Origin of the sequence: Mucilaginibacter sp. (assembly GCF_039925265.1) — a bacterium.
Taxonomy (GTDB): domain Bacteria; phylum Bacteroidota; class Bacteroidia; order Sphingobacteriales; family Sphingobacteriaceae; genus Mucilaginibacter.
Genome location: NZ_JBDSZG010000018.1, coordinates 1 through 24,860, shown reverse-complemented (window position 1 = coordinate 24,860; position 24,860 = coordinate 1). Strand labels below are relative to the sequence as shown.

The 24,860-nt window shown below is 46.7% G+C and carries 15 protein-coding genes; 14 read left to right on the top strand and 1 reads right to left on the bottom strand.

The features are described 5' to 3' along the window. Nucleotides 1-11: 11 nt before the first annotated feature. The 13 genes from ABIX36_RS09245 (at nt 12) to ABIX36_RS09185 (ending at nt 22,790) form a co-directional block, all read left to right on the top strand. Nucleotides 12-3,038: a TonB-dependent receptor gene (locus tag ABIX36_RS09245; protein ID WP_348081879.1), complete on the top strand. Its 3,027-nt coding sequence runs from the start codon at nt 12-14 to the stop codon at nt 3,036-3,038. A 25-nt stretch (nt 3,039-3,063) separates the two neighbouring features. Next, complete coding sequence (locus ABIX36_RS09240; protein WP_348081878.1) at nt 3,064-4,812, top strand: RagB/SusD family nutrient uptake outer membrane protein; 1,749 nt, start codon at nt 3,064-3,066, stop codon at nt 4,810-4,812. Nucleotides 4,813-4,875: 63 nt separating this feature from the next. After that, nucleotides 4,876-7,047, top strand: coding sequence for a glycoside hydrolase family 32 protein (locus tag ABIX36_RS09235; protein ID WP_348081877.1), 2,172 nt, complete (start codon nt 4,876-4,878; stop codon nt 7,045-7,047). 18 nt (nt 7,048-7,065) lie between these two features. Further along, complete coding sequence (locus ABIX36_RS09230; protein ID WP_348081876.1) at nt 7,066-9,051, top strand: glycoside hydrolase family 32 protein; 1,986 nt, start codon at nt 7,066-7,068, stop codon at nt 9,049-9,051. 26 nt (nt 9,052-9,077) lie between these two features. Further along, nucleotides 9,078-10,277, top strand: coding sequence for a glycosyl hydrolase family 28-related protein (locus tag ABIX36_RS09225; RefSeq protein WP_348081875.1), 1,200 nt, complete (start codon nt 9,078-9,080; stop codon nt 10,275-10,277). A gap of 28 nt (nt 10,278-10,305) precedes the next feature. Further along, entirely contained in the window at nt 10,306-11,793 is a 1,488-nt protein-coding gene (locus ABIX36_RS09220) for a glycoside hydrolase family 32 protein (protein ID WP_348081874.1), read from the top strand. Nucleotides 11,794-12,384: 591 nt separating this feature from the next. Next, complete coding sequence (locus ABIX36_RS09215; RefSeq protein ID WP_348081873.1) at nt 12,385-12,948, top strand: sigma-70 family RNA polymerase sigma factor; 564 nt, start codon at nt 12,385-12,387, stop codon at nt 12,946-12,948. 85 nt (nt 12,949-13,033) lie between these two features. Beyond that, on the top strand, nt 13,034-14,074 hold the full coding sequence (locus tag ABIX36_RS09210; protein WP_348081872.1) for a FecR domain-containing protein: 1,041 nt from the start codon (nt 13,034-13,036) through the stop codon (nt 14,072-14,074). Nucleotides 14,075-14,180: 106 nt separating this feature from the next. Continuing rightward, on the top strand, nt 14,181-17,636 hold the full coding sequence (locus ABIX36_RS09205; RefSeq protein WP_348081871.1) for a SusC/RagA family TonB-linked outer membrane protein: 3,456 nt from the start codon (nt 14,181-14,183) through the stop codon (nt 17,634-17,636). Between the two features lie 11 nt (nt 17,637-17,647). Next, the gene (locus ABIX36_RS09200) at nt 17,648-19,138 is read left to right on the top strand and encodes a SusD/RagB family nutrient-binding outer membrane lipoprotein (protein ID WP_348081870.1); all 1,491 of its coding nucleotides are present in this window, start codon (nt 17,648-17,650) and stop codon (nt 19,136-19,138) included. Between the two features lie 26 nt (nt 19,139-19,164). Further along, nucleotides 19,165-20,664: a DUF5689 domain-containing protein gene (locus ABIX36_RS09195; protein WP_348081869.1), complete on the top strand. Its 1,500-nt coding sequence runs from the start codon at nt 19,165-19,167 to the stop codon at nt 20,662-20,664. Between the two features lie 51 nt (nt 20,665-20,715). Further along, nucleotides 20,716-22,131, top strand: a complete 1,416-nt coding sequence (locus ABIX36_RS09190) for a calcineurin-like phosphoesterase family protein (protein ID WP_348081868.1) — start codon at nt 20,716-20,718, stop codon at nt 22,129-22,131. Between the two features lie 305 nt (nt 22,132-22,436). Further along, complete coding sequence (locus ABIX36_RS09185) at nt 22,437-22,790, top strand: hypothetical protein (protein WP_348081867.1); 354 nt, start codon at nt 22,437-22,439, stop codon at nt 22,788-22,790. A gap of 947 nt (nt 22,791-23,737) precedes the next feature. On the opposite strand, the gene ABIX36_RS09180 is transcribed toward ABIX36_RS09185, so the two are convergent. Further along, nucleotides 23,738-24,490, bottom strand: a complete 753-nt coding sequence (locus tag ABIX36_RS09180) for a response regulator (RefSeq protein ID WP_348081866.1) — start codon at nt 24,488-24,490, stop codon at nt 23,738-23,740. Between the two features lie 45 nt (nt 24,491-24,535). Between ABIX36_RS09180 and ABIX36_RS09175 the strand changes: the two genes are divergently transcribed. Further along, the coding region (locus tag ABIX36_RS09175; protein ID WP_348081865.1) for a hypothetical protein at nt 24,536-24,860 on the top strand (325 nt) is incomplete at its 3' end.

The following is a 24,860-nucleotide window of genomic DNA, read 5'->3' as shown; positions in this document are numbered from 1 at the left end:
ATTAACCATTTATGAGAAGATTATTACTTATTTGCTCGCTGTTGCTTTTTACAGCATACGGGAGCTTTGCACAATCCGGAACGGTGTCTGGCACCGTTGTAGATGCGGCCGCCAAGCCGTTGGAGGCTGTGACGGTTTCCGTTATGGAAACCCAAAAATCGACCATTACCGACAGCAAAGGTAAATTTACCATTGCCGCGCTAAACGGCCAAACCATAAAATTTACCTATATCGGTGCCAAACCCTATACGTTAACGGTAAATAACACCACGGCAGACCCGGTTATTAAGCTCGATCTGGGAAACAATTCCTTAAACGAAGTTGTGGTAACGGGCTACTCTTCGCAGCGCAAAGCAGATATTACAGGCGCAGTATCGGTAGTGAACGTAAAGGACGTTGCCAACATTCCAACAGGTAACATTATTTCCAGCTTGCAGGGACGCGTGCCCGGCATGGTAGTAAGCAATGACGGTACGCCGGGCGGAGTTGGGACATCCGCTACCATTCGCGGTATAACCACTGTAAATAACAGTACGCCCCTTTACGTGGTAGATGGTGTTCAAACCAGGGACAATATTGCTACTTTGCTTAACGCGAATGACGTGGAGTCTATCCAGGTTTTAAAGGATGCAGCTTCTGCAGCCATTTACGGAACGCAGGCTTCCAACGGCGTGATCATCATCACCACCAAAAAAGCAAAAAGGAACGAGGTACGCATCAATTTTAATGGACAAGCCACCCTGCAGCAGTTTCATACCAGTATCCCGATGCTTAATACACAGCAATGGGGTGAGGCATATTGGACGGCTTATAAGAACGACGGGCTTAAACCCGCTCATGATCTATATGGCAATGGCGATGTTCCCGTTATCCCGGAGTTTATCGATTCTAAAAAAACAATACGAGCCGGCAATACCAACTGGGCTAAAGAGGTTTATCATAATGCCTTATTACAAAATTATAACTTAACAGTATCAAAGGGTTCGGAGAATGGAAACTCTACATTTTCGTTTAATTATTTCGATCAGGACGGTTTAATAAAATCCACCAACTTTACCCGTTTAAACGGCCGGATCAACAACGACTACAATTTTCTTAAGAACAGGATCCGTGTTGGCGAGAATTTAAATTTAAGCCGCTGGACGGAGAAAATTAAACCAGGAGGCATCGAAGAACTAACGATTGCCCAACACCCGATTATCCCTGTTTATGATATTAATGGTGGCTACGCCGGCCCTACCCAGGGTATAGGCGATAAACCCAACCCGATACGGTTGCTTGACCAGGCTAAGAGAAACCGTTCGGAACAATACCGGATCTTTGGTAATGCTTATATTGAAGTTGAACCGCTAAAGAACCTGGTAATACGGTCAAACTACAGTGCCAACTACCGTAACGGATTTGGATCTGCTTTTGAGCCAAAATGGAAAGAAGGCGACCGCACGGTTAATAAAAACAGCTTAACAACCACTGATAGCTACGACAGGCAATGGATATGGACCAATACTGCAAACTACCAGCTAAACATAGGCAAGCATGCTATTACTGCATTGGCCGGTACAGAAGCCAAAGACTATTACAGCGAATTTTTAACCGCTTACCGCGAAGATTTTATTATTGAAGCAGATGATTACCGGTACATAAGCGCCGGTAGCGGCAAACAAACCAACGATGGCCTTGCATCACGCAATTCTATCAGTTCTTATTTCGGTAAGGTTGACTACGCGTTTAATAACAAATATTTACTCTCGGGAACTTTAAGGAGAGATGCTTCGTCGCGCTTTGGTACTAATCACAATCAGGGGTATTTCCCATCGGTATCCGGCGGCTGGCGCATAAGCCAGGAAAGTTTCATGAAAGATGTAGCCATCGTCTCCGATTTAAAGTTTAGGGCGAGCTGGGGCCAAAACGGAAATGACCAGATAGATAATGAAGCTACCTACACTAAGTTCCTCACTAACCTCACCCGTGCCGGCTATGATATTGGTGGTATCAACCAGGGTGTAATCCCAACCGGTATCATCAAAGACCGCTCTGGCAACCCGGATGTTAAGTGGGAAACTACTACACAAAGCAACTTCGGGTTCGATCTATCCATGCTGGACAGCCGGTTTAACGTAACGCTCGACTATTTTATTAAAGACACCAAAGACATGCTGATTGACCGGCCTTACATCGCTATCATAGGCGAGGGCGGTTATTATGCCTATAACGGCGCATCACTTCGTAATAAAGGTTTGGAAGGTGTTTTAAACTGGAGAGATAAAATTGGCAAAAATTTCAACTATAATATTACCCTGACAGGTTCGGTTTACCGCAATAAAGTTACTGGTGTTCCCGACGATATATTGTACACGTTTGGCGGTGGTAATGGCAGCGATAAAACAATTGTTGGTCAGCCGCTCGGTTCATGGCTGGGCTACCAAACCAATGGCTTATACCGTACTCAGGCAGAGCTGAATGATGGCATTAACCAGCCGGGTAAAGGCTTGGGCCGCATTAGGTATGTAGATGTAAATGGCGATAAAGTGATTAATGACAGAGACCGCGTTTGGTTAGGGTCCGATCAACCTAAGTTTACTGGCGGGTTAAACCTTGCCATGAGCTACAAAGCGTTCGATTTCGCCTTTTTTGTAACCGGGGTGGTACGCGACGCTTATAACAATTCTAAATTTTATACCGACTTTTTCCAATTGTGGACCGGTAATCACGGCACGAGACTATTGCAGGGCTGGAACCCAACCACAAATTTTGATTCATCTATCCCGGCTTTAACCGCAGTGAACCTGAACGACGAGGGACGAACTTCTGACTACTTCATCGAAAACGGCTCATACATGAAACTGAAAAACCTGCAAATAGGTTACACTTTGCCTGTAGCAATAGCCAGTAAGTTAAGCATGCGCAACCTGCGCGTTTATTTACAGGGCCAGGACCTGATCACCGTAACCGGTTATAAAGGTGCCGACCCGGAAAGCCTTGGCTACCCTTACCCATTGCCACGCATTTTTACAGTTGGCTTTAACCTTGGATTTTAATTAACACCTAATTACAAATAGAATTATGAGAAATATATTATTGGCACTGGTGTTATTGCTATGCATAACATCATCGTGCAAGAAAGATTTTTTAGACAGCAAACCCAAAGGCAAACTAAGCGATGCGCTTTTGAACACACCAGACGGTATTGAAGCGCTTTGTATCTCCGCTTACTCCGCACTTGCCGGCCCCGAAGGTAGCGACGGAACTTTTTTATCGCCCACTACCAATTGGATATACGGCGATGTACGTGCTGAAACGGCTTACAAAGGCGGCGGCGGTATCGGCGATCTAAGTGAATATCATGCCTTCGAAACTTTTACCGGCGTGTTTGCAACTAACGGGCTTTTAGACCGTAAGTGGTTTAACCTGTACAGCAGTGTGCAACGGGCAAACTCGGCCATACGCAATTTAAATGCGGTAACAGAGGCTCAGGTGCCATTGAAAAACATCCGCCTTGGCGAAATGCGTTTTTTACGGGCCCATTACTTTTTCGAATTGAGCAGGCTGTATAACCGTATCCCTTACTTCGACGAGAACGTAGCGATAACCGATTACGTTAAAATCTCTAACACTCAATTTACCCGCGACCAGATCCTTGAAAAAATAGCAAGTGAATTTGAAGCTGCCGCTCAACTCCTGCCGGTTACCCAGCCTCAACCTGGCCGTGCTACAAAATACGCTGCAATAGCCTACCAGGCAAAAGTTACGTTATACCGCGCATATAAACAAAACGACGACAACACCCTGGCAAGTGTAGATCAGGGTTTGCTTAATAAAGTTGAAAGCTTAACTGCAGAAGTGGTAAACAATGGGGGATATTCGCTGCTTGATGATTTTCAGAAATTATCACAAGCAGAATTTGATAACAGTAAAGAATCAATTTTTGCGGTGCAATATTCCATCAGCGATGGTACCGCTGCGGGCCGTATCAACTGGAGCAATTTACTTAACGCACCCCGTGGCCCCGCTTATAGTGGCGACGGCTTCTTTCTGCCCAGCCAAAACCTGGTGAATTCTTATAAAACCGACGCCAATGGCCTTGCCATGCCTGATGCCTATAATACCGGCAACGTAATGACCGTATCGGACGGGCTGGCAACGAATGTAGACCCCCGCCTTGATTTTACCGTTGGTCGCCCGGGTGTTAGGTGGAAAAACTTCACCGCTTCGGTTTATGGGCCAGACTGGTCACGCGAGCCTGCTACATACGGCTATTATAGCAACAAGAAAGCGCTGGTATCTCCCGAATCACCATTTATGGTGAAAGGTTTTCCATGGGGTGGCTCTGCATTAAACTTTACCATTATTCGTTATGCCGATGTTTTGCTGTGGCGGGCCGAAGCGCTTATTGAGCTTGGCCGCCCGCTGGAAGCTGTACCCCTAATAAATCAGGTACGTACCCGCGCGAAGAACAGTAAATACGTGTTGGCATGGAACAATGTCAGCAGTACAGATTATGCCGCAAAATATATGGTAAATACCTACCAACCAGGTGTGAATTGTGTATGGAGCGCAGACTATGCCCGCAAGGCACTTCGTTTTGAGCGCAAGCTGGAATTGGCCATGGAGGGTGAGCGGTTCTTCGACCTGGTGAGATGGGGCATTGCTGAACCGGTTTTAAACCAGGAGTATATGGCTAAAGAAAAGCTTTTGCGCACCTATTACCAAAACGCGAAGTTTACCAAGGGTAAAGATGAGTATTTCCCTATCCCTCAGCCCCAGATAAACTTTTCGGGTGGTTTGTATAAGCAAAACCCAGGCTATTTATAGCATTTAGTATACCGGCATAGTGTGAACCATTATGCCGGTTCATTTACATACACCAACCCATTTATGTTTAAAGCTCATCGTTTAAAGTTCTTTGTGGTGCTGTTGTTATTATTAACCGCGCGCTGCTTTAATAGCCAGGCCCAGGTAACCTGGCACCTGGACGATACCCTATTAAAGTCATCCGGCGGCCGGCCGGGAAACGCAATCAAATTGTCGTTCCACAGCCGGACGAATAAACCGGAGATAGTGAAAGGTTATCTGAACAATGGACTGCGTACTGATGGGTATTCTACCAGCCTATCTGCTGCCTTGCCAAATATCAATAAGGCGGCGTTCAGTGTAAACGGATACTTTGCACTGGAAACCTTTCCGACAGACACCGCTGCTTTTTTTGCAATTGGTAACCGCGCAAACTGGATATCGGCCTGTGCAGACCGCTTCGGGCAGCTTTTGATTTGCATAGGTAAAGAAGGAAAGCCTGTCTTTTATGCCACAGAACTATCGGTCGCTAAATTTAAATGGCTTAATGTGGCGCTCAGTATTAGTTCAGGAAACGCACTATTGATCGTCAACGGCAAGCCGGTTAGAACTGTGGGTATTTCGGCTAATGTTCTTCCCTCCGATTCCCTTTTAATCGGTCGGGATTTCAGGCAAAAAGCTATTGGTGTTTTCCCGGTAAATAGGATAAATGGTATTGTTGACGAGATCACCATCGGCGCGGATTTAAAGCAAAGTACAATGGCCGCACTCGATGCGGGCAGAAATAAAAAAGCACCAACATTAGCCGTTTCGCCATCTCGGTTTAAAGGCGACTTTAACCGCCCCGCTTATCATTTATTACCTGCTGCAAACTGGACAAACGAAACGCATGGGTTATTTTATTATAAGGGCAAGTATCATGTGTTTAATCAAAAAAACGGTGCCAATATGTTTTTGGGGCAAATTAACTGGGGCCATTTCAGCAGCCCGGACTTGCTCCATTGGACGGAGCATAAGCCGGCTCTGACACCGGAGCCTGGGTACGACGAAAATGGCATATGGTCTGGCTGTACCGTGTTTGACGACACCGGCAAACCGGTGATCATCTACAGCGGCGGCGGTAACAATTCCATTGGTATGTGCCTCGCATTTCCCCAGGATGATTATTTGCTCACCTGGAATAAGTACCCGGGCAACCCGGTGGTAACTGCCAACCCGCCGCAGTTTGACCGTAAAGATTTTCACGACCCTATCGTATGGAAAGATAAAGGGCAATGGTATATGGCCGTAGGGTTTGGGCTAAAAGAAAATGGCATTGAAAAAGGAACACTGTTACTTTACCGATCACCCGATCTGAAAAAGTGGGAATACCTGCACCAACTATTTACCGGCAACCCTGCGGTGGATGACTCCGGCGTATTTTGGGAGATGCCCTTGTTTTGGAAAATGAATGGCAAATATGTGCTGCTGGTAAATAAAGTGCCGCATAAAGGCACGCCGGCATTGGCCTTGTATTGGACAGGTGATTTCATCGGGGAAAAATTTGTGCCCGACGAAGTGATGCCTAAAAAGTTGGAGGTGATCAATCGTTTATTATCGCCCTCCGTAGCGTTAGATGCGAGCGGTAAAACCACCGCTATTGCTATTATACCTGATGAAACGAGTGCACGGGAAACCTATCAACGTGGCTGGACGCATCTGTACAGTATCCCGCGAATTTGGAACCTCCAGAACGGTAAGATCAATCAATCGCCTCATCCGGTTTTAGAGCAATTAAGAAGCACAAAGGTTGATTTAGCCCCCAAAAGAATAGATAGCTCATCAACAACCCTTTTAAGCGAAGGCAGCCACCAGTTGGAGCTGAGTATAGATATTGACCCGCTTAACGCCAAACAGTTTGGACTGGTTGTGGGCAAAAACCAGTCGGGAAATGAATTTACCAGGATCTATTTTGACGTTGATAAAAAACAGCTGGTGATAGATCAAAAGAGGTCGAGCCTGCGCAAACACGTTCCCCTAAGCATCCGTAAGGGAGATTATACCGTGGATAGCGGCCAAAAGATCAATCTCCACTTATTTATAGATGGTTCGGTGATAGAAGGGTTTATCAATAATAAAGATGCCTTCACCACGCGCTTATTCCCGATTGACCGGGCAAGTAATCGCATAGAGTTATTCACATCAGGCGGAGATATAGATCTGCTGAAGGCCTCGGTTTGGCGCTTGAAAAACGCGGAAATAAAGACGGGGTTTTAACATCAAAAAATTGACCAAATGAAAAAAACATACAGTGTTATTTGCATCATCGCTTTAAACGCCTTTGTTATTTCTGCAAAAGCCCAGGTAACGGCGGCAAAGGGTAACGATACGGCATCCTATAAGGAAATGTACCGTCCTCAATATCACCTCACATCTTCACGGGGAGCACTTTTCGACCCCACCGCGCTGGTATATGTAGATGGTGAATACCAGGTGAACAGAGGAGTTGCCAAAAGTACTGATCTGGTACACTGGAAGTTGGGCCGTGCCCAGCGCCTCGGCAACGATACGTTCAGAGAAATGTCGGGATCGGCAGTGATTGATAGCTTTAACACAAGTGGGTTTGGTGTAAACGGGCAAGCGCCGATGGTTGCAGTATACTCCGGCTTAAAAACAGACGGAACCCAGTTTCAATGTATTGCTTACTCAAACGATAAGGGCGTAACGTGGGCATTGTATCAAAATAACCCGGTTATTGATATCGGTTCAACCGAGTTTCGCGATCCGCAGGTATTTTGGTATGCACCTCAAAAGAAATGGGTAATGGTGGTTGCCCTGGCGGCCGACCGCAAGATTCGCTTTTATAGTTCCGCCAATTTAAAACAATGGGACTTCATGAGCGATTTTGGACCATATGGAGCGGTAAATGGCGTTTGGGAATGCCCTGATTTATTCAGGCTACCTGTAAAAGGGTCACCAGGGGTATTTAAATGGGTGCTTGAACTAAGCGTGCAACCTATTAGCGGGCAGTATTTTGTGGGAGATTTTGATGGGAGAGAGTTTACCGCCGATCCTGAATTTAAAACGCGAAACAACTTGCCAATGCCTGCCGGGCAAGTGCTGTTTGATTTTGAAAATGGGCTAAAAGGTTGGAAAACCGAGGGGCTTGCGTTCGCTGCATCGCCTTCAAAGGATTTGTTGCATCATCAGAATGCCGTGCTGGGCTTTGCCGGCAAAGCGCTGGTAAATAGCTTTAACAATGAAGATGAAGGCACCGGGAAGATCACTTCGCCTGATTTCACCATCAACAAAAAGTTCCTTAATTTTTTAATTGGCGGCGGGCTGCATGCCAACGGAGCCTGTATTAATTTATTGGTAAACGGTAAGGTAGTACGTACAAAAACGGGGACCGATACCGAGGTTTTGTACTGGTCGGGCTGGGATGTTTCTGCATACATCGGTAAAAAAGCCCACCTGGAGATTGTTGATAACGAAACCGGTGCGTTTGGGCACATCCTGATCGATCACATTATGCTTGGCGACCAGCTGGCCACAAGCTCACGGGAGCAAGCGTTTTGGGTGGATTACGGGCCTGATTTTTATGCAGCCCATTCATGGGTAAACGGCCCTCCATACGATAATAGGAGGGTTTCGGTAGCATGGCTGGGCAGCTGGCTATATGCCACCAAAGTGCCAACAAAGCCCTGGAAAGGCGGGCATACTTTCCCGCGCGCTCTGGAGTTGAAGAAAACGACTGACGGTTTCCGCCTTACACAGAATCCGGTTGCTGAGATTGAAAAGCTACACGGTAAAAACTATCATTTGACCAATATACCTATTAGTGGTTCGGCAAATGCTCTGAAATCAATCCACGTATCACAGAATGCTTACGAGTTCATAACAGAATTAGCAATAGGCGGGAAATCGGTTTTGGAGCTTTCTTTATGCGGGGACAATAATCAAAAAACCATTCTGAAGTATAACGCAAAAACACAGTTGCTGAGTCTCGACCGTACGGCATCTGGAGTTGTCAATTTCAGCCCCGGGTTTCCGCAAACTTATCAAGCGAGATTAGTGCCTGTTAAAAATAGGATTAGGCTTCATGTTTTAATTGACCGATCCTCTATAGAAGTTTTTGGCAATGACGGAGAAGTAAACATCACCTGCCAAATATTTCCGGCAACAACCGCCCGCCAACTTAGCCTTCGTGCACTAAGCGGAAAGGCGACTATTAAAAACTTTAACCTTTGGGAACTTAGTTCCATTTGGAATCAAAAATAACAAACTGGCAACCTTTAAATAAACTGATGAAAAGTATAACCAAAATATTACTGCTACTATTTATAGCGATATCTGGCTGTAAAAAAACTTATATAACCCAAGAGGTTGTAGAAGGAAGTAAAACCGCTTCGGCGGAATATCTTATAACCGACTATGGTGCAAAAGACGATGGTAAAACAGACTGCGCCGCAGCCATCAATTCCATTATTGCCAGTATGCCCGCTTCCGGCGGAACAATTGTGATCCCGGCAGGCGATTTTTTATTGAACGCACCTATTATCATCAATAAAAATTTTGTAACCATCCGGGGCTTAAATGCCGGATTACGCAGTAACGTAGATGTGCCGCCAGCTAACGTACAAAACCCCGGCGGCGGAAGCAAACTGCTGTTGGGCAGTTCCAATTTCGCTATCAGCGTACCAACACTGCCAGACGTGAACGGGCTTAAAAACAGGATCTCGGGCTTAATTATTAAAAACCTGCTTATTTCCGGTGGTACATCTACTCGGGGAACGGGAATTAATATTCAGCAGGATGCCGACGGAACACGGATAGAGGATGTGGTTGGCATTAATTTAAATACGGGCATCATTGTAAATGCTGCCGACGCTATGATCATTCGTAATTGCTGGGTATCTGAATGTAAGAACAGCATTGAAATGACGAACGGCATCCAAAACATGATTAGTAACTGCCAGCTTGGAGCTCAGCCGGGGGGAATTACGGTAAAACTCACTAACCAGGAGAACTTCATTTTTTCGAATAACCACGTCTATCCTGATGGTGATGTAAACCTGCAACTGAATAATTCTGATTATGGCAACATAACCGGTAATAACTTCCAGAGCTATTATGTAGGCCTATTGGAACTGAACGAGAGCAGTAATAACCTGGTAAGCGGCAACGTTACCTGGTTGCGGCTTCCGGGTGACAGATCGCGGCAATTGCGCGGAAAAGATAACGATTACGGTGTGTTCAGAATCAGCGGAAACTACAATTTAATAACTAATAACACGATCACAGCCGACTGGGCTGATGCTCTTGCTAAACCCGTTACTATCCGCTCGGCTGGCGGTACCAGTAACAGGTATGATGGTATTAAAATAACGGACATAACCAGTCCGCGCGTATTTTTTGTAAATGAAAGTTCTGAAATATTTAATTGTGTACCGGCAGCCAATGTGTTTGTGGATGGTAATGTGGCCAATGTATACATCAAATTTTAACTATATTTAACCATCTATCCATATGAGAATGAAAATTTTAACTCTTGTGCTAACCTTTAGTTCATTCCTGGCTGTTGCACAACCGGGAATAATACCGGGCGAAAAACATCGGCCGCAATTCCATTTTTCGCCAAAAGCACATTGGATGAACGACCCAAACGGAATGGTTTATTTTAATGGGACGTATCATCTGTTTTTTCAACACTACCCGGGTGGTACCACCTGGGGGCCAATGCACTGGGGCCATGCCGCAAGTACCGACTTAACACATTGGACCGAACAGCCCATCGCGCTTTATCCCGACAGTTTAGGTGCTATATTTTCTGGCAGTGCGGTTATAGATAAAAATAACACCGCCGGTTTTGGCAAAAACGCAATGGTGGCCATTTTTACTTACCATAATCAGAAAATAGAAGATGCTAAAACTGGGTTGCATCAATACCAGGGTATTGCTTACAGTAACGATGAAGGTAAGACCTGGATAAAATATAAAGGCAACCCGGTGTTACCCAACCCCGGCATATGGGATTTCCGCGACCCTAAAGTACAGTGGTTCGAGGTCAGCAAAAAATGGATAATGACCCTGGCTACCAAAGACCGGGTGACTTTTTATTCATCACCCGACTTGAAGAGCTGGACCAAAGAGAGCGATTTCGGCGCTGCCCTTGGTGCCCATGGCGGCGTTTGGGAATGTCCGGATCTGTTCAGCCTGAGTTATAAGGGAAGCCGTAAATGGGTATTACTGGTAAGCATCAACCCGGGTGGGCCAAGTGGTGGCTCCGCAACGCAGTACTTCATTGGTAATTTCGACGGCAAAACCTTTGTGCCGGATAATACAACAACCAGGTGGGTAGATTTTGGTGCTGATAACTATGCCGGCGTAACTTTTTCCAATACCGGTAAAAGACGAATATTTATGGGCTGGATGAGCAATTGGCAATACGCCAACGTGGTTCCTACAGAAAAGTGGAGAAGCGCTACCACAATACCCCGCGAATTAAAATTGTTAGAGGCAAATGGTGAAGCTTACCTGGCCTCTATGCCCGTTAAAGAAACAACCGAGCTCTTTGGGCCGGCACAAGAGATCAAACAGCTTAAGGTTGATGGTTCGGTAGACCTTTCAAAACTATTGAAAATGGAAGGCGGGAAGTATTGCATCAGGCTTGAGTTGGCAAAGAATGAAGATGTTTCACTCCAATTAACTAATGTTAGTGGTGATAAGGTTATAGTAGGTTATGATAAAACTACCAATAGTTATTATACCGACCGGACCAATTCCGGGGATGTGGTTTTTCAGAAAGACTTTGCCCGCAAAACCATTGCACCTCGTTTTACTACGGGTAATAGCTTAACTATGAAAATATTAGTAGATGTTGCCTCTGTGGAGGTTTTTGCAGATAGCGGCTTATCTGTGATGACCAATATCTTTTTTCCGCAGCAACCGCTTGATATACTATTGCTAACGGGCAAAAAGCCATTGCAGATAAAAAAGATCAGTTATTCCCAGTTGAAATAACTTAAAGGAAACAGGAGTACACTCTTGAGATTTAGTTGATAAAAGGCGTTCCTGGTGAGATGGGGACGCCTTATTTGTCTTATAATGGCAAAATACAATGTTTGTGTCGAGATTGTTTTCCCAACCTCAGCCGCTAACGCCGGTATAGGTACAACAAACCCACTGCCGGGTTAAATATGGTTTATCCTTATTCTACCTTAAAAGTCAAAGGGGGAAGTTTAGGTTGGTTGAATTCGAAAATCACGCTCATCCGCTCGAGTTCAGGCGATCAGCCGGTGCGAGGCCCAAATATCTTGGTCGCCGATGTTGCTACCGGGGCGGTCTCCTATATCCAATCGTACCAGGGCAACTTGCAATTTTGGACAGCCGGCATGCGCCCCCTGAACGTTTTAAACAGGGGGAGGTTGGGGTTTATAAAGATTTTCTATGATCCAAGCGTAAAGAAGCGAAACGTCGATCAGCGAAACGTATCTGGGTGAGTCACCTCGCCGTGCAATAGCCACCAAGCCCTTTGGAACGTTTTTGTTTTCTTTGCAATTTTAACATTAGCGTAACATTGCATCCTTAGTTTTGACACAAACGAGGGGTGGCATGTATTTATCATTTACCGATGAAGCATTGATGGATTGTATACAACAGGGCGATGCGCAGGCTTTGGAAGTGGTGTTTAACCGCTATTACCGGCAGCTTTGCCAGTTTTGCGCCATTTACATTAAAGACAGCGACGTTGCCGAGGAGGTGATTGCCAATCTGTTTATGAAGGTTTGGGACAACCGTGCCGATTCCCGTATCCTCAATGTGAAAAGCTACCTGTTTGCGGCTGCTAAAAATCTTTCGCTCAATTATATTCAAAAAAAGAAAGAACCGGTGCATTTTATTGAGGATGCCGATATCAGCCAGCAATTACTGCAGGATACCAATACGCCGTTCAAAATACTATCAGCGCGCGAATCGTATAATAAAATTTTGGCGCTGATAAACCTGCTGCCACCGGGGCAAAGGCAGGTATTGCTGATGACCCGGGTTGACGGGCTTTGCAAGCACGAAGTAGCAGGGCTGTTGGGCATTACGGTGCGCACGGTAGAAACTACGCTGTACCAATCCTTAAAAAAACTCCGCGAACTGATTAAAGCCTCGCCCAGCTTCAATTCTTGAACTTAATAATTTGTTAATGTAATGTTAACCAGGTTCGCTACGTAAGCGGGATGCTGTATTCTGTCTTTAGTAGCAGAAGCAGAACATGGAAGAACATTACCACCGTTTAATTATTGAATATTTCGAAAAAACCATCAGCGATGATGGGCTTACGCAACTACAGGACTGGATTGAACTACAGCCCGAAAACCTTGCGCAGTTTAGTGATACCATCCACATACTGGAGGCTGCCCGCGCCAGCCTTAAACACGCCGACCATTCTAAAAAAACCTGGGAGAAAATAAGCGCCCACATTGCACAGCAACAAAATCAACCGCAAACACCAGTCGCTGTTATTCGCCCCATTAAGCGTAACTGGCTGGCTTACGCGGCAAGCCTTTTAATAGTTTGCGCTACCAGCTGGCTGAGTTACAAAAGCATTTTTAATAAACCGGCTGCTACCGATGCTATGGAGATAGCCAGCAACCCTAATGGCAAACGGAGCAAGTTAATGTTGCCCGATGGTTCTGTAGCTTACCTGGCGGGTGGCAGTACGTTGCGTTATGCCAAAAACTTTGATGGTAATAAGCGCGAACTGTACCTAAGCGGCGAAGCTTTTTTTGATGTGGTGCACCGTACCGACAAGCCCTTCGTAGTGAAAAGCGGGGAAATAAGCACCGTAGTGCTGGGCACATCCTTCAACGTGAAAGCTTACGGCGCCGATAATAAGATAACCATTACAGTAAACACGGGCAAAGTAGGGGTAATGGCCAATACCGATGGTAAAACCGAACTGGTAAAATATCTTACGCCAAACGAGCAGATAAGCATCAACACCAAAACGGGGGTATTTGCCTTCGGCAATGCCAATGCTGCCGATGCAAGTGCATGGATAAGCAACAACCTTGTTTTTTACAATACTACACTTAAGGATATAGCCGCCGCGCTGGAACATCAGTACGGTGTGAAGATTGATTTTACCGATGCCGACCTGGGCGCGGTGCGCCTTACTACCAGGCTGATGAATATGCCGCTGGAGCAAGCGATGGAAAACTTAACGGCCTTATCCGGGCTGGCTTATACCCAAACCGGAAAACATCTATTTATATCAAACACCAACGAAAGGGGAGGGCGAATAATGAAGTAAAACTTACGCTGCCGATAAAAAAAGCAAGCCCGAAATTGCTGGTAACAATCGCGGGCCTCTGTTTGAATTTAAACTCACGATTAACAAGCATAAATTAAGTAAATATATGAAAAAGTTATGGCTAATAACCATACTGGCGCTTTTGCTGATGCCTTTTTTAGGTACGTCAACAGCCGAAGCACAAACAGCATTAAACAAAAAGGTAACCTTTGGGGCCGATGGTATTCCGCTAAAAGATGCCTTTCAGCAACTCGAAAAATTGAGCGGCCTGTCTATCAGTTACAATAACAGCATATTAGATGATCAGCGCAGCATTAGGCTGGCAAAAGCCGAGCGCACCGTGCAGGAGGTTTTAGAACTGTTTTTGCGCGGTACCCAGTTCACCTTTAGGCAATCAGGAGAGCGGGGCATACTCATTGTGGCAAAAAGCCAGAGTAAAGGCAAAATAGAAGGGAAGATAGTGGACGAAAAAGGCGAGCCATTGCCGGGTGCATCCATACGGGTGCCGGCAGCGGGCGTGTCGGCTATATCGCTTGTAGATGGCAGCTATTCGCTCAATGTGGATGCCGGCGTTTACACCATAGAGGTAAGTTTTGTCTCTTTCGAAAGGGCTAAGCAAGAGAACGTTACAGTGCGTGCAAATGCTTCAACTACCGTAAATATAACCATGAAGCCGTCTTCAGCCGCGCTTACCGAGGTGGTAGTAACTGCCCTTGGTATCAAACGCGAAGAAAAATCACTTGGTTATGCGGCTACTTCGGTAAGAGGTGAGCAATTAACCAACGCGCTTTCGGGTAACTGGACGGACGCACTATCGGGCAAGGTAGCAGGTTTAAACCTCATCCGCTCTAACAGCGGCCCGGCAGGTTCCAACAAGATCATCCTCCGTGGCGAGAACAACCTCACCGGCGATAACGAGGCGCTTATTGTGGTAGATGGCGTGGTGATAAACCAGGGCAGCGGCAGGCGCACCGCCAATGCCGGCGAAACAGCTTACGGCGTAAGCAGCGATATTATGCCTGCAGATTATGGCAGCAACCTGAACGACCTGAACCCCAACGATATTGAGAATGTAACCGTGCTGAAAGGCCCCGGGGCGGCGGCGCTTTACGGGCAGCGTGGTGCAAATGGTGCTATCATCATCACCACCAAATCGGGCGTTAAGCATAGCGGTTTGGGCATTACGTTTAACTCCAATACCTCGTTTGAGGATGTGAACCGCTGGCCCGACCTGCAATACGAATACGGCCAGGGTACTGCGGGCAGCAACTATTATTCGTTTGGTGCGGGGCCCGATGGGGCAAGCACCAGCGCAACAAGTTCCGCCTACGGCCCTAAATTCAACGGGCAAAACTTTTACCAGCTGGACGGAACCACCCAGGCACAGGGATTAGCCCGCACGCCGTGGGTACCCTACAAAAATCAGATCCGCGAGTTTTTCCAAACCGGGGTAACCAAAACTAACTCCGTAAGCATTGATGGCGGTACTGATAAAACCTCCGCACGCTTTTCGGCAACAAACGTTACCAATAAATGGATCACCCCGAATACGGGTTACGGGCGCAACAGCTTGTCGTTATCTGTCAATTCAAAAATTAATGATAAGCTGACGATCAGTTCCAACGTAAATTATAACAACAAGCATAGCGATAACCTGCCCGGAGCGGGTTATGGCAACCAGTCGCTGATGTATTGGTTCATATTTTGGCAGCCCAACGCCGATTTAAACGTGCTTAAGAACTACTGGCGCAACGGCCAAACTGATAAGCAGATCTTCTACCCGTTCAGCTCCTTCCCGGAGAACCCTTACGCGGTGTCGTACGAGTTTATCAACAAGTCGTCGCGCAACTCGGTTACAGGTAACGTGCTGGCCAATTACAGCATTACCAAGGCGCTTAGCCTGCAATTGCGCGCAACTATGGATATGGGATACGAGCAACGCTCGCAGCAGCGCCCTTACGATGCGGGCACCAAGTTCCCCAAGGGATCGTACCGTACGCAAAACATTTACTCGCAGGAAGCCGGCGGCGATTTCCTGTTGAAATACAACAAAAAAATAAACAAAGATTTTAACGTTACCGCCACCGCAGGTGGCAGCATGCTGCGAAACACCTACAACCGCGATGAGGTACGTGCCGACTCTTTAGTATACCCAGGCGTGTACTCGCTGGCTAACAATGCAGGTCCGCTGGTTACGTCGCCCTTCAGGTCTACTTATGCTATTAACAGCTTCTACGGTTTGGTATCAACCAGCTTTAAAGACTATTTGTATTTGGATATGACCGCCCGGCAAGACTGGGTGAGCACCCTGGCCACCGCCAACCGTACCGACGAGGTGGGTTTCTTTTACCCATCGGCAAGTCTAAGTTTCCTGGCTTCGGAAGCATTTAAGTTGCCACAGGGAATTGATTATGCCAAATTCAGGGCATCGGTAGCGGGCGTGGGTAGCGGTACCACAACGCCGTACCAAACCACCTTTAATTATACAACGGCGGGCAGCACCTACAACGGCGGCCTGCAAAACCCGCGCACCTTATCTAACCCGGATCTGAAACCTTTGCGCACCACCACTATTGAAATTGGTACCGAAATGCGTTTTTTCAAAAACCGTTTAGGGTTTGATCTGGCTTTGTACAGCGGCAACACCAAAAACCAGATCCTAAACCGTACGGTTGACCAAAGCTCGGGCTTTAGCCAGGCCGTTATCAATGTGGGTAGAGTAACTAACAAAGGCCTGGAGCTTTCCCTTTATGGAACGCCGATTCGCCATGTGGGCGGCTTTGAATGGACGATAAACACCACTTTTACATCAAACAAAAACCAAATACGTGAACTGGCAGATAGCGCCGTGGTATTACGCACCGGCCCAACCGGTGGTGGCCAAATTGTAGCACGCGTTGGCGGCAGCATGGGCGATATGTACGGCCGTGGCTACATGCGCTCGCCCGACGGGCAAATTGTGTACGATGCCTCAACCGGCTTCGCACGCTTGTCTGACGATCTGGTATATCTCGGCAACACCATGCCAAAGTACAAAGCAAGCATGGGGCACGATTTTAAGTTCCGCCAGTTTCATCTAAACCTGTTGTTTGATGCACAGGTAGGAGGAGTTGCCTACTCACTATCTAACTACAAACTTGCCGAGCAGGGCAAAATTAAGTTAACACTTCCGGGCCGCTATAACGGCATTATTGGTACAGGTGTTATTAAAAACCCTGATGGTACTTACCGCGCCAACGATGCTATCGCGTCAGATATCGACGGTTACTACCGCTCGCACTACGGTATTGATAATGCCGAAGGAAACACCTTCAGCACCAATTTCATCAAATTCCGCGAGGCAAGGTTTGACTATACTTTAAACCCACGGTTCACCAAAAAACTGGGCCTGCAACGTGCATCGGTAGGTGTTTACGGCCGAGACTTGTACATCTGGAGCGCCTGGCCGGTGTTCGACCCGGAGTTTGGTACCCTATCGGGCAGCGATATTGTACAGGGCTTTGAGATAGCGCAGTTCCCGTCTACCCGCACCTTTGGCTTTAACATCATTATTGGCCTTTAATATTTACAGCAATGAAAAGGAATATATATAAGATACTACCGGTAATTATCCTGCTCGCCATCACCATGGCATCATGCAAAAAGGGCTTTATCGATTTGAATACAGACCCTAACGGTACACCCAATGCCCTGCCGCAGCAATTGCTGGCACCTGCGCTGGTAAACACGGTAAGCATAAACATGCTGCGCGCCCGTAACTTTAATAACGAACTGATGCAGGTAACCGTTGACCCCGGTGATTCGGAAGGCAAGGTTTTTCGTTATGATGTAAAACGCACCTGGGCAGATTACACCTGGAACGGCTGGTACACCCAGCTCACCAATTTTAAGGATATCTACAATATCTCCAGCCAGCCGCTTACTTACAACAAAACGTATATGGGGATCTCGCTCATCTGCCAGTCGTGGATCTATTCCATGCTGACCGATACCTACGGTGATGTGCCTTACTTCGATTCTAACAAAGGCAAAGACGGCAACTTTACCCCGGCATTTGATAAGCAGAAGGACATTTATCTGGATATCTTCAAAAAGCTGGAGCAGGCAGATACTTTGCTGAACGGCGCGGCCAACGTAAATGGCGGCAGCGACCCGGTGTTTAACGGCAATTCTTCCAAATGGCGCAAGTTTGGCAACACGCTGTATTTGCGTTTGCTGATGAGGCTATCTGGCAAGGCGGAAGTATCTGCCGATGTGATTGCCAAAATTAAGGACATGGTAGATACCAACCCGACACTTTACCCGCTGATGACCAGTAACGACGATGCGGCCGTGTTGCGCTGGAATGGTGTTGGCGCATTAACTTCGCCTTTTATTGGCGGCGTGCGCGAGCAGGACTGGCGGCAGCCCAGCATTGCTGAGTTCTTTATCAATAACCTTAACCGCTGGGCCGATCCGCGGTTAACTACGCTTCGCTGGTCAGTAGCTACTTACCAGGGCGGTTACGTGGGTGCGCCAAGCGGTTACGCACCGGGCGAAGGGGTAGACCATAAATCGTACTTCCAGTCTACCACATCAACCACCACTTTAATGAACGATCCGCTGATGGGCAACATCATGAACTACAGCGAGCTGCAGTTTATTTTGGCAGAGGCAGCAGCAAAGGGCTGGATCTCCGGATCGGCAGAAGCATATTACAAAGCAGGCGTGCAAAGCGGTATCACCTTTTGGATCCCCACCTTTGCCACCCCGATAGATACCTACCTGGCTGCGGGCGATATAGCTTGGAACAATGCGGGAACCCTGAACGATAAAATGGAGCAGATACACCTGCAAAAATACTACTCCATGTTTTGGACAGATTTTGAGCAGTGGTTTGAGTACCGCCGCACCGGGCACCCTATACTGCCAAAGGGCAACGGCTTGCGCAACAACGGCGTTATGCCTGCAAGGCTAACCTACCCCGTATACGTGCAAAGCGCTAACCCTGCTAACTATAACGCAGCAGTTGCCGCGCAGGGCGCTGATGAAATAAACACCAACGTATGGTGGCAAAAACCATAATCGAAGCTAATCATAAAGCAATCAACATGAAAAAGATATATGTATACCTGGCGGCTTTAAGCATTATTTGCCTGGCCGGTTGTAAAAAGCACGATTATGCCGAGGGCACGCTTAGCCCCATCATAGCCGTGGTAGATGTAAAGGCCCTATACAAAGGCAGCGATGTTACCCTCAACGCCGATAACCTGAGCGGCGCCAAAGAAATTGTGGGCGTGGTGATCTCAAACGCCGCAAGCGGTAACAGCCCGGCTGGCATATTGGTGGTGCAAAACAACCGCCGTAACGCCATTCGCGGTATAGCGCTGGATATTGGTGCTGCCGCCGCGGGCTACGCTCCCGGCGATTCTGTAATGGTGCAGGTAACAGGTGCTACGCTCACCAAAGTAAACGGCAGCATGCGCCTAAAAGGCCTGGCCGAAGGTGCTATCACTAAGCTGGCATCCAACAAAGCTATTACCGTGCAGGCGGTACCATCGGGCCGTATTATAGCCTCGCCGGATGTTTACGAAAGCACGCTGGTGACCATCAGCTCGGCTATTGCCGAACCGGAACCACAGCCGGGTGAAACTTATGCCGGCAACAAAACCATTAACGATGGCTTTGGCAGGGTAGTATTGCATACCGAAACTGCTGCCAGTTTCTCGGCAGCGCAATTACCTTTCAGCGCCAACTTTACGGGGATCCCGTTCACCAATATTACCGCTGCCGATACCTCCATACAACTATGGCCGCGCACTATTGACGATATGTTTGCGCTGGCGGTTATTAAACCATCCCCCGTTATTGTAGCCGGTTACCTTACCGATCCAACCGGTGGCGATGCCAACCAGGAATACATACAGCTGATGGCTACACGCGATATCGATTTCGCGGTGACCAACTTCTCCATCGTAACCTGTAACAACGCGGGTACCAACCCGGCACCGGCAAATGGCTGGGCTGTTGGCGCGGCACGTAGTTATAAAATAAACCTTACATCGGGCACGGTAAAAAAGGGGCAGTTCTTTTATGTGGGCGGCAATAAAAATATATGGGGAGCGGGCTCAACGGATATCAGCGCGGCCAATTGGATAAGCAGCACCCAATACTCTACGGTAGATGGGGCAGGCTTCGGTACGGCAACGGCAAACCTGCTGGCCAACAGTGGCAACGTAGCGGGTATAGCAGTTTTTGCAGGCATCACTGTTGATGCAAGCACAGTTCCGTTGGATTTGATCATGTATGGCGGCAGCGGTACGGTTTATGCCCCGGGCCCGCCCGAGATTGGCTACCGCATCACCAATACCGATTATTACAGTACCATAAACCCTGTAACCCGCGAAAACCAGGCGTTTTACGGCGGCGGGACCAATAAAACTAAACTAACATTGCCTGCCACCGGCAACTTTAGTCAGTTAGGTGGTGTGTACGATGCCATTACCGGCAGGTGGACAACAGGGCGCACGGTTACCAGCATCCCCCTAACCAAAACTTCGGCATTAACAGTAATTGAAGTGGGCACAGGTTTCACTTCGGTGCAAAATTAACTTATCCGCAAGCCGGTGCCCCAGGCTACCGGCTTGCTTTTAATAAAAAACATGGACAGAAGGAAATTTATACAAAGCGTAGGTGTGCTTACCGGCAGCGCCTTTATAGCGCTTAAAGCCAACGCATTTTCATCGCCTGGTGTTGCCGAAACTATAAAAGGCAAAGTAACCGATGGCAAAAAAGGTGTTAAAAACGTAGCGATATCTGATGGTTTTTCGGTAGTGCTAACCGATGCTAAAGGCAGCTACAGCCTTACGCCAAACGCCAGGGCAACCAGCATTTTCATGAGCACACCGGCAGGCTACGAGTTTAAAACCGATTACAATGTTGCCCGCCATTATGAAAATACCGGCAGCAAAAATACTTTCGATTTTAAACTGCAGGCGCTAAAGCAAAATGATAACAACCATCACTTTATCATTTGGGCAGACCCGCAGGTGAAGAACAAAAAGGATGTGAAACAGATGATGGATACGTCGGTACCGGATACGATGGAAACTATTAAAGGCTTAGGCAAAGATGCCTTGGTACATGGTATTTGTGTGGGTGATATTGTGTGGGACAACCACGAGCTGTTTCCCGATTACAATGCCGCGGTGGCGCAGATGGGCATCCCATTCTTCCAGGCCTTGGGCAACCACGATATGGATTACCGCATGGGCGGCGATGAAACATCAGACGTTACCTTTAAAAAAGTATACGGCCCTACTTATTACTCCTTTAACCGTGGCAAGGCACATTACGTGGTGATGGACGATGTGCGCTACCTGGGCACCGAACGCGAATACGACGGCTACATAACCGAAGACCAGTTGGCATGGCTGGCCAAGGATTTGGCGGTGATTGATAAAAGCCAGTTGCTCATCATCAACCTGCATATACCGGTGTATAACCAGGTAAAGAATAATAAAGATTTTTATGCTTTGCTTACGGAGTTTAAAAATGTGCATATCATGTCGGGCCATACGCATTACAATGCCAACAATCTAAGCAACGGTGTTTTTGAACACAACCACGGCACCGTTTGCGGCGGCTGGTGGACGGGCCCAATTTGCGGCGACGGCACCCCGCGCGGTTACGCCGTTTATGAAGTTAACGGAACAGCAATAAAATGGTATTATAAATCTACCGGTTTGCCGATAGAAAACCAGTTAAGTTTATATGTGGAGAAGTTGACCAACCAAATGCGCCTGATAGCCAACGTTTGGAACTACGACCCGGAATGGAAGGTAGAATACTTTTTGGACGATAAACCTATGGGCGCGTTACCCAAAGAAATTGGTTACGACCCATTGGCGGTTACCCTTTACAAAGGCGACCAGCTACCCGCCGGGCGCCATTTTGTAGAACCTATACAAACCGACCACCTGTTTGTAACCCACTTTGACCCGGCCGTAAACAAGGTAAGGGTGGATGTAACCGACAGGTTTGGCAATAAATATACAAGCGAAGTAAATGCAAAATAAACTCATAATTGTTAGAGCTGTAGGCCCGGTGGTATCATCAGGCTATAGCCTTTTCAAAACTTATGTGCCTTTACCCACCCTCGTAATTGGACTTGAACAATATGTCGCTATTAGAACAGGGTATGGTCGTGATCACGGGTCTTAATTGAATCATTGGAAAGCCTTCAAGCATACAAGCGTGCTGCCGCTTTTCAAGCGGTGCACGGCCTTGGCAATTTCGAAGCTTACTGCTTCTGGTTGTTTAAGCATTGCAGTGGAGTGGTGTGTGCTGATATACGTAAATCAAATATTATATTTGCAATATTATGGCTAAGTTGTTTATTGTCGGTTTTCCACGGGACATGGAAGAAATTGAACTGGTTGAAATATTCAGCATCCACGGAATTGTCAATACCGTTACAATCGTAACCGACCAAAGTAGCGGCGAAAGCAAAGGCTACGGCTTTATTATGATGGCAGATCAGGCGGGTGCCGAACGTGCAATTGCAGCACTTGATGGCGGCGAAATTGATGGCAGGACGATTAGTGTCAGATTTGCCGAAGATAAATCTGCCCCCATACTAAATCCTCTACAAAAAAACCCCCATAAAATCCAACCAGGAAATCAAAATACACCGCAAACAGCACCACGTAAAAAAAGGCCTCGCCGCCCTATGTAAATAGCAAATCAATAGTCGATTGCTCTTTTTTTTATGCTATTAGCGCTTTTTAATCTCTGGGTTTCAAGTTTGGGTATGGGCAAGCATCTAGCTTACCGACTTCAGGTAATATTCGAAATCTACAATGAAAGCATGGTCGAGGCTTTTGATCTCAATGTTCGTTTTGGCAAATTTAGTTTTCAGGAATCCTGATAAATGTTTAACAAAGGTGTTATATCCTGTTAAAGTATTAACCTAAAACCCGTACCAATCAATGACTGCACGCGTTTTATTATGTTCATTGAAAATCTGCATCAGTTACCGGCTCTTTTCTGCATTGCCGGGGAACTGGTTGATGATTTTACAGCAATACTATTAGCTTTTGGGGAGGTATTCAGGGTTGGTTATTAGGCGTCCCTTAACAAAAAAAGCCTCCATTTTCGCTGGCGGCTTTAGTAGCTTGTAGGGGAAAGATCTCGAGATCTTTTTTTTAAAGAATTACGATGTTTGGCAGCATTTAGCATTAATTTACATGGCAATTCATTAAACCACTATTGTTTTTGCGGTATTAGCGCATCAAGAACAGGTTGCTGCCATTTGCCATTTTTTTCATCGAAAATTCGAAAGATTTCTCTAAAGCCCCAAATATGAGTACTAAAACCATATTTGCTTGCTTCTTCTCTGATAAAACACTTTACCTATCGGAAGCACCTACATAAGGTAGGTCACCCAGAAATTGAACCCTACATGTCCTAACCAGTAAAAATGCCGACCGCATGTTTTCGTATTTTAATCAGCCAAGTCTACTGTCGTTCCGGCTAGATCACGCCCACAGCATGCCGGGTGATCAGCGCAAGCGAGCTACCCAAGGTATTCCGGAAATCGGCCTCTTACTGAGGCTGGCTGAATTGTGGGGCTGAGAATTGGGTATATAAATAGTGTTCAATATTGAGGCATAAGGTAGTCTTTTAAATAACCTTTTGATCTGATAAATACTTCTTAGGGCTTTTGCCGAATTTTTTGGTGAATGAACGGCTGAAGTTGGATGGCTCTGAAAAACCAACCTTATAGCCTATCTCGGATATAGTAAACTCGCCGGTTATCAGCAGCGCAGCAGCATGCTCCAAACGAGTATTAGTAATAAAATCGTGCGCCGTTTGGTTGGTAAGCGCATTGAGTTTTCGATATAATTGCCGCCTGCTCATTTTTAAAGCTGTGGCCAGCTTATCAATATCAAAGTTGAGGTACGATAGATTTTCCTCAATTATCTTCACCACTTTTTTCAGGAACTCTTTATCAATGTCCGCAATGGCGGATTCTTCTATAGAGACATTGGTATGGGTAGAGAAACGCTCCCGAAGCTTCTTACGCGATTCGAGGATGTTATTTATCCGCGCGGCAAGCAGGGTTACGTTGAATGGCTTAGAGATGTAATCATCCGCACCAACGTTGTAGCCTTCTATTTTATTCTCATCGGTTTGTTTGGCGGTGAGCAATATGATGGGGATATGGCTTGTTTTTTCGTCGGCCTTTAAGTTATTGCAGAGTTCTAACCCGTCACCATCTGGCATCATAATATCGCTGATGATAATATCAGGAATAAAATCTACCGCCTTTTTTAAACCCTCTATGCCGTTTACGGCTTGTTCCACATGGTAGGCACCCTCCAGTTCGTCGGCAATGTATTCCCGCAATCCCTGGTTATCTTCCACTACCAGCACAATAGGATTGCCGACATTTCTCTTCTTACGAAACTGGTTTTAATTATGCTGCTTTTCTTGTCCTTTGCGTTTTATCTGCTAACGATTAGAAACGCGCTTAAAAATTACAATGTTAGAAAGTTTGAGTACAGCACACCTGCACCAGCTAATGTCCAAACTTTTCGTGAACGACAGTTGGCCGCGTTTTATTCCGAGATTGTCCGCGATATGCTCTTTAGCATTCAACGCAATACCAAATTGAATAGCGGCACGCCCGCGTATTTTGGCCGCAGGCACCTGCTGTACCAGAACGGGATCAGCTACTACAGCGGGTGGAACCTGACCGGCATCACCGATCCGAACGGCAACGGCGTTGGGCTAAGCTATAACG

Bases quoted from the DNA above. Each gene is read 5' to 3' on its own strand.
- ABIX36_RS09205 (WP_348081871.1), top strand. From the start codon at position 14,181: ATGAAAAAGTTATGGCTAATAACCATACTGGCGCTTTTGCTGATGCCT.
- ABIX36_RS09210 (WP_348081872.1), top strand. From the start codon at position 13,034: ATGGAAGAACATTACCACCGTTTAATTATTGAATATTTCGAAAAAACC.
- ABIX36_RS09230 (WP_348081876.1), top strand. From the start codon at position 7,066: ATGAAAAAAACATACAGTGTTATTTGCATCATCGCTTTAAACGCCTTT.
- ABIX36_RS09245 (WP_348081879.1), top strand. From the start codon at position 12: ATGAGAAGATTATTACTTATTTGCTCGCTGTTGCTTTTTACAGCATAC.
- ABIX36_RS09190 (WP_348081868.1), top strand. From the start codon at position 20,716: ATGGACAGAAGGAAATTTATACAAAGCGTAGGTGTGCTTACCGGCAGC.
- ABIX36_RS09220 (WP_348081874.1), top strand. From the start codon at position 10,306: ATGAAAATTTTAACTCTTGTGCTAACCTTTAGTTCATTCCTGGCTGTT.
- ABIX36_RS09215 (WP_348081873.1), top strand. From the start codon at position 12,385: ATGTATTTATCATTTACCGATGAAGCATTGATGGATTGTATACAACAG.
- ABIX36_RS09200 (WP_348081870.1), top strand. From the start codon at position 17,648: ATGAAAAGGAATATATATAAGATACTACCGGTAATTATCCTGCTCGCC.
- ABIX36_RS09240 (WP_348081878.1), top strand. From the start codon at position 3,064: ATGAGAAATATATTATTGGCACTGGTGTTATTGCTATGCATAACATCA.
- ABIX36_RS09235 (WP_348081877.1), top strand. From the start codon at position 4,876: ATGTTTAAAGCTCATCGTTTAAAGTTCTTTGTGGTGCTGTTGTTATTA.
- ABIX36_RS09225 (WP_348081875.1), top strand. From the start codon at position 9,078: ATGAAAAGTATAACCAAAATATTACTGCTACTATTTATAGCGATATCT.
- ABIX36_RS09195 (WP_348081869.1), top strand. From the start codon at position 19,165: ATGAAAAAGATATATGTATACCTGGCGGCTTTAAGCATTATTTGCCTG.
- ABIX36_RS09185 (WP_348081867.1), top strand. From the start codon at position 22,437: ATGGCTAAGTTGTTTATTGTCGGTTTTCCACGGGACATGGAAGAAATT.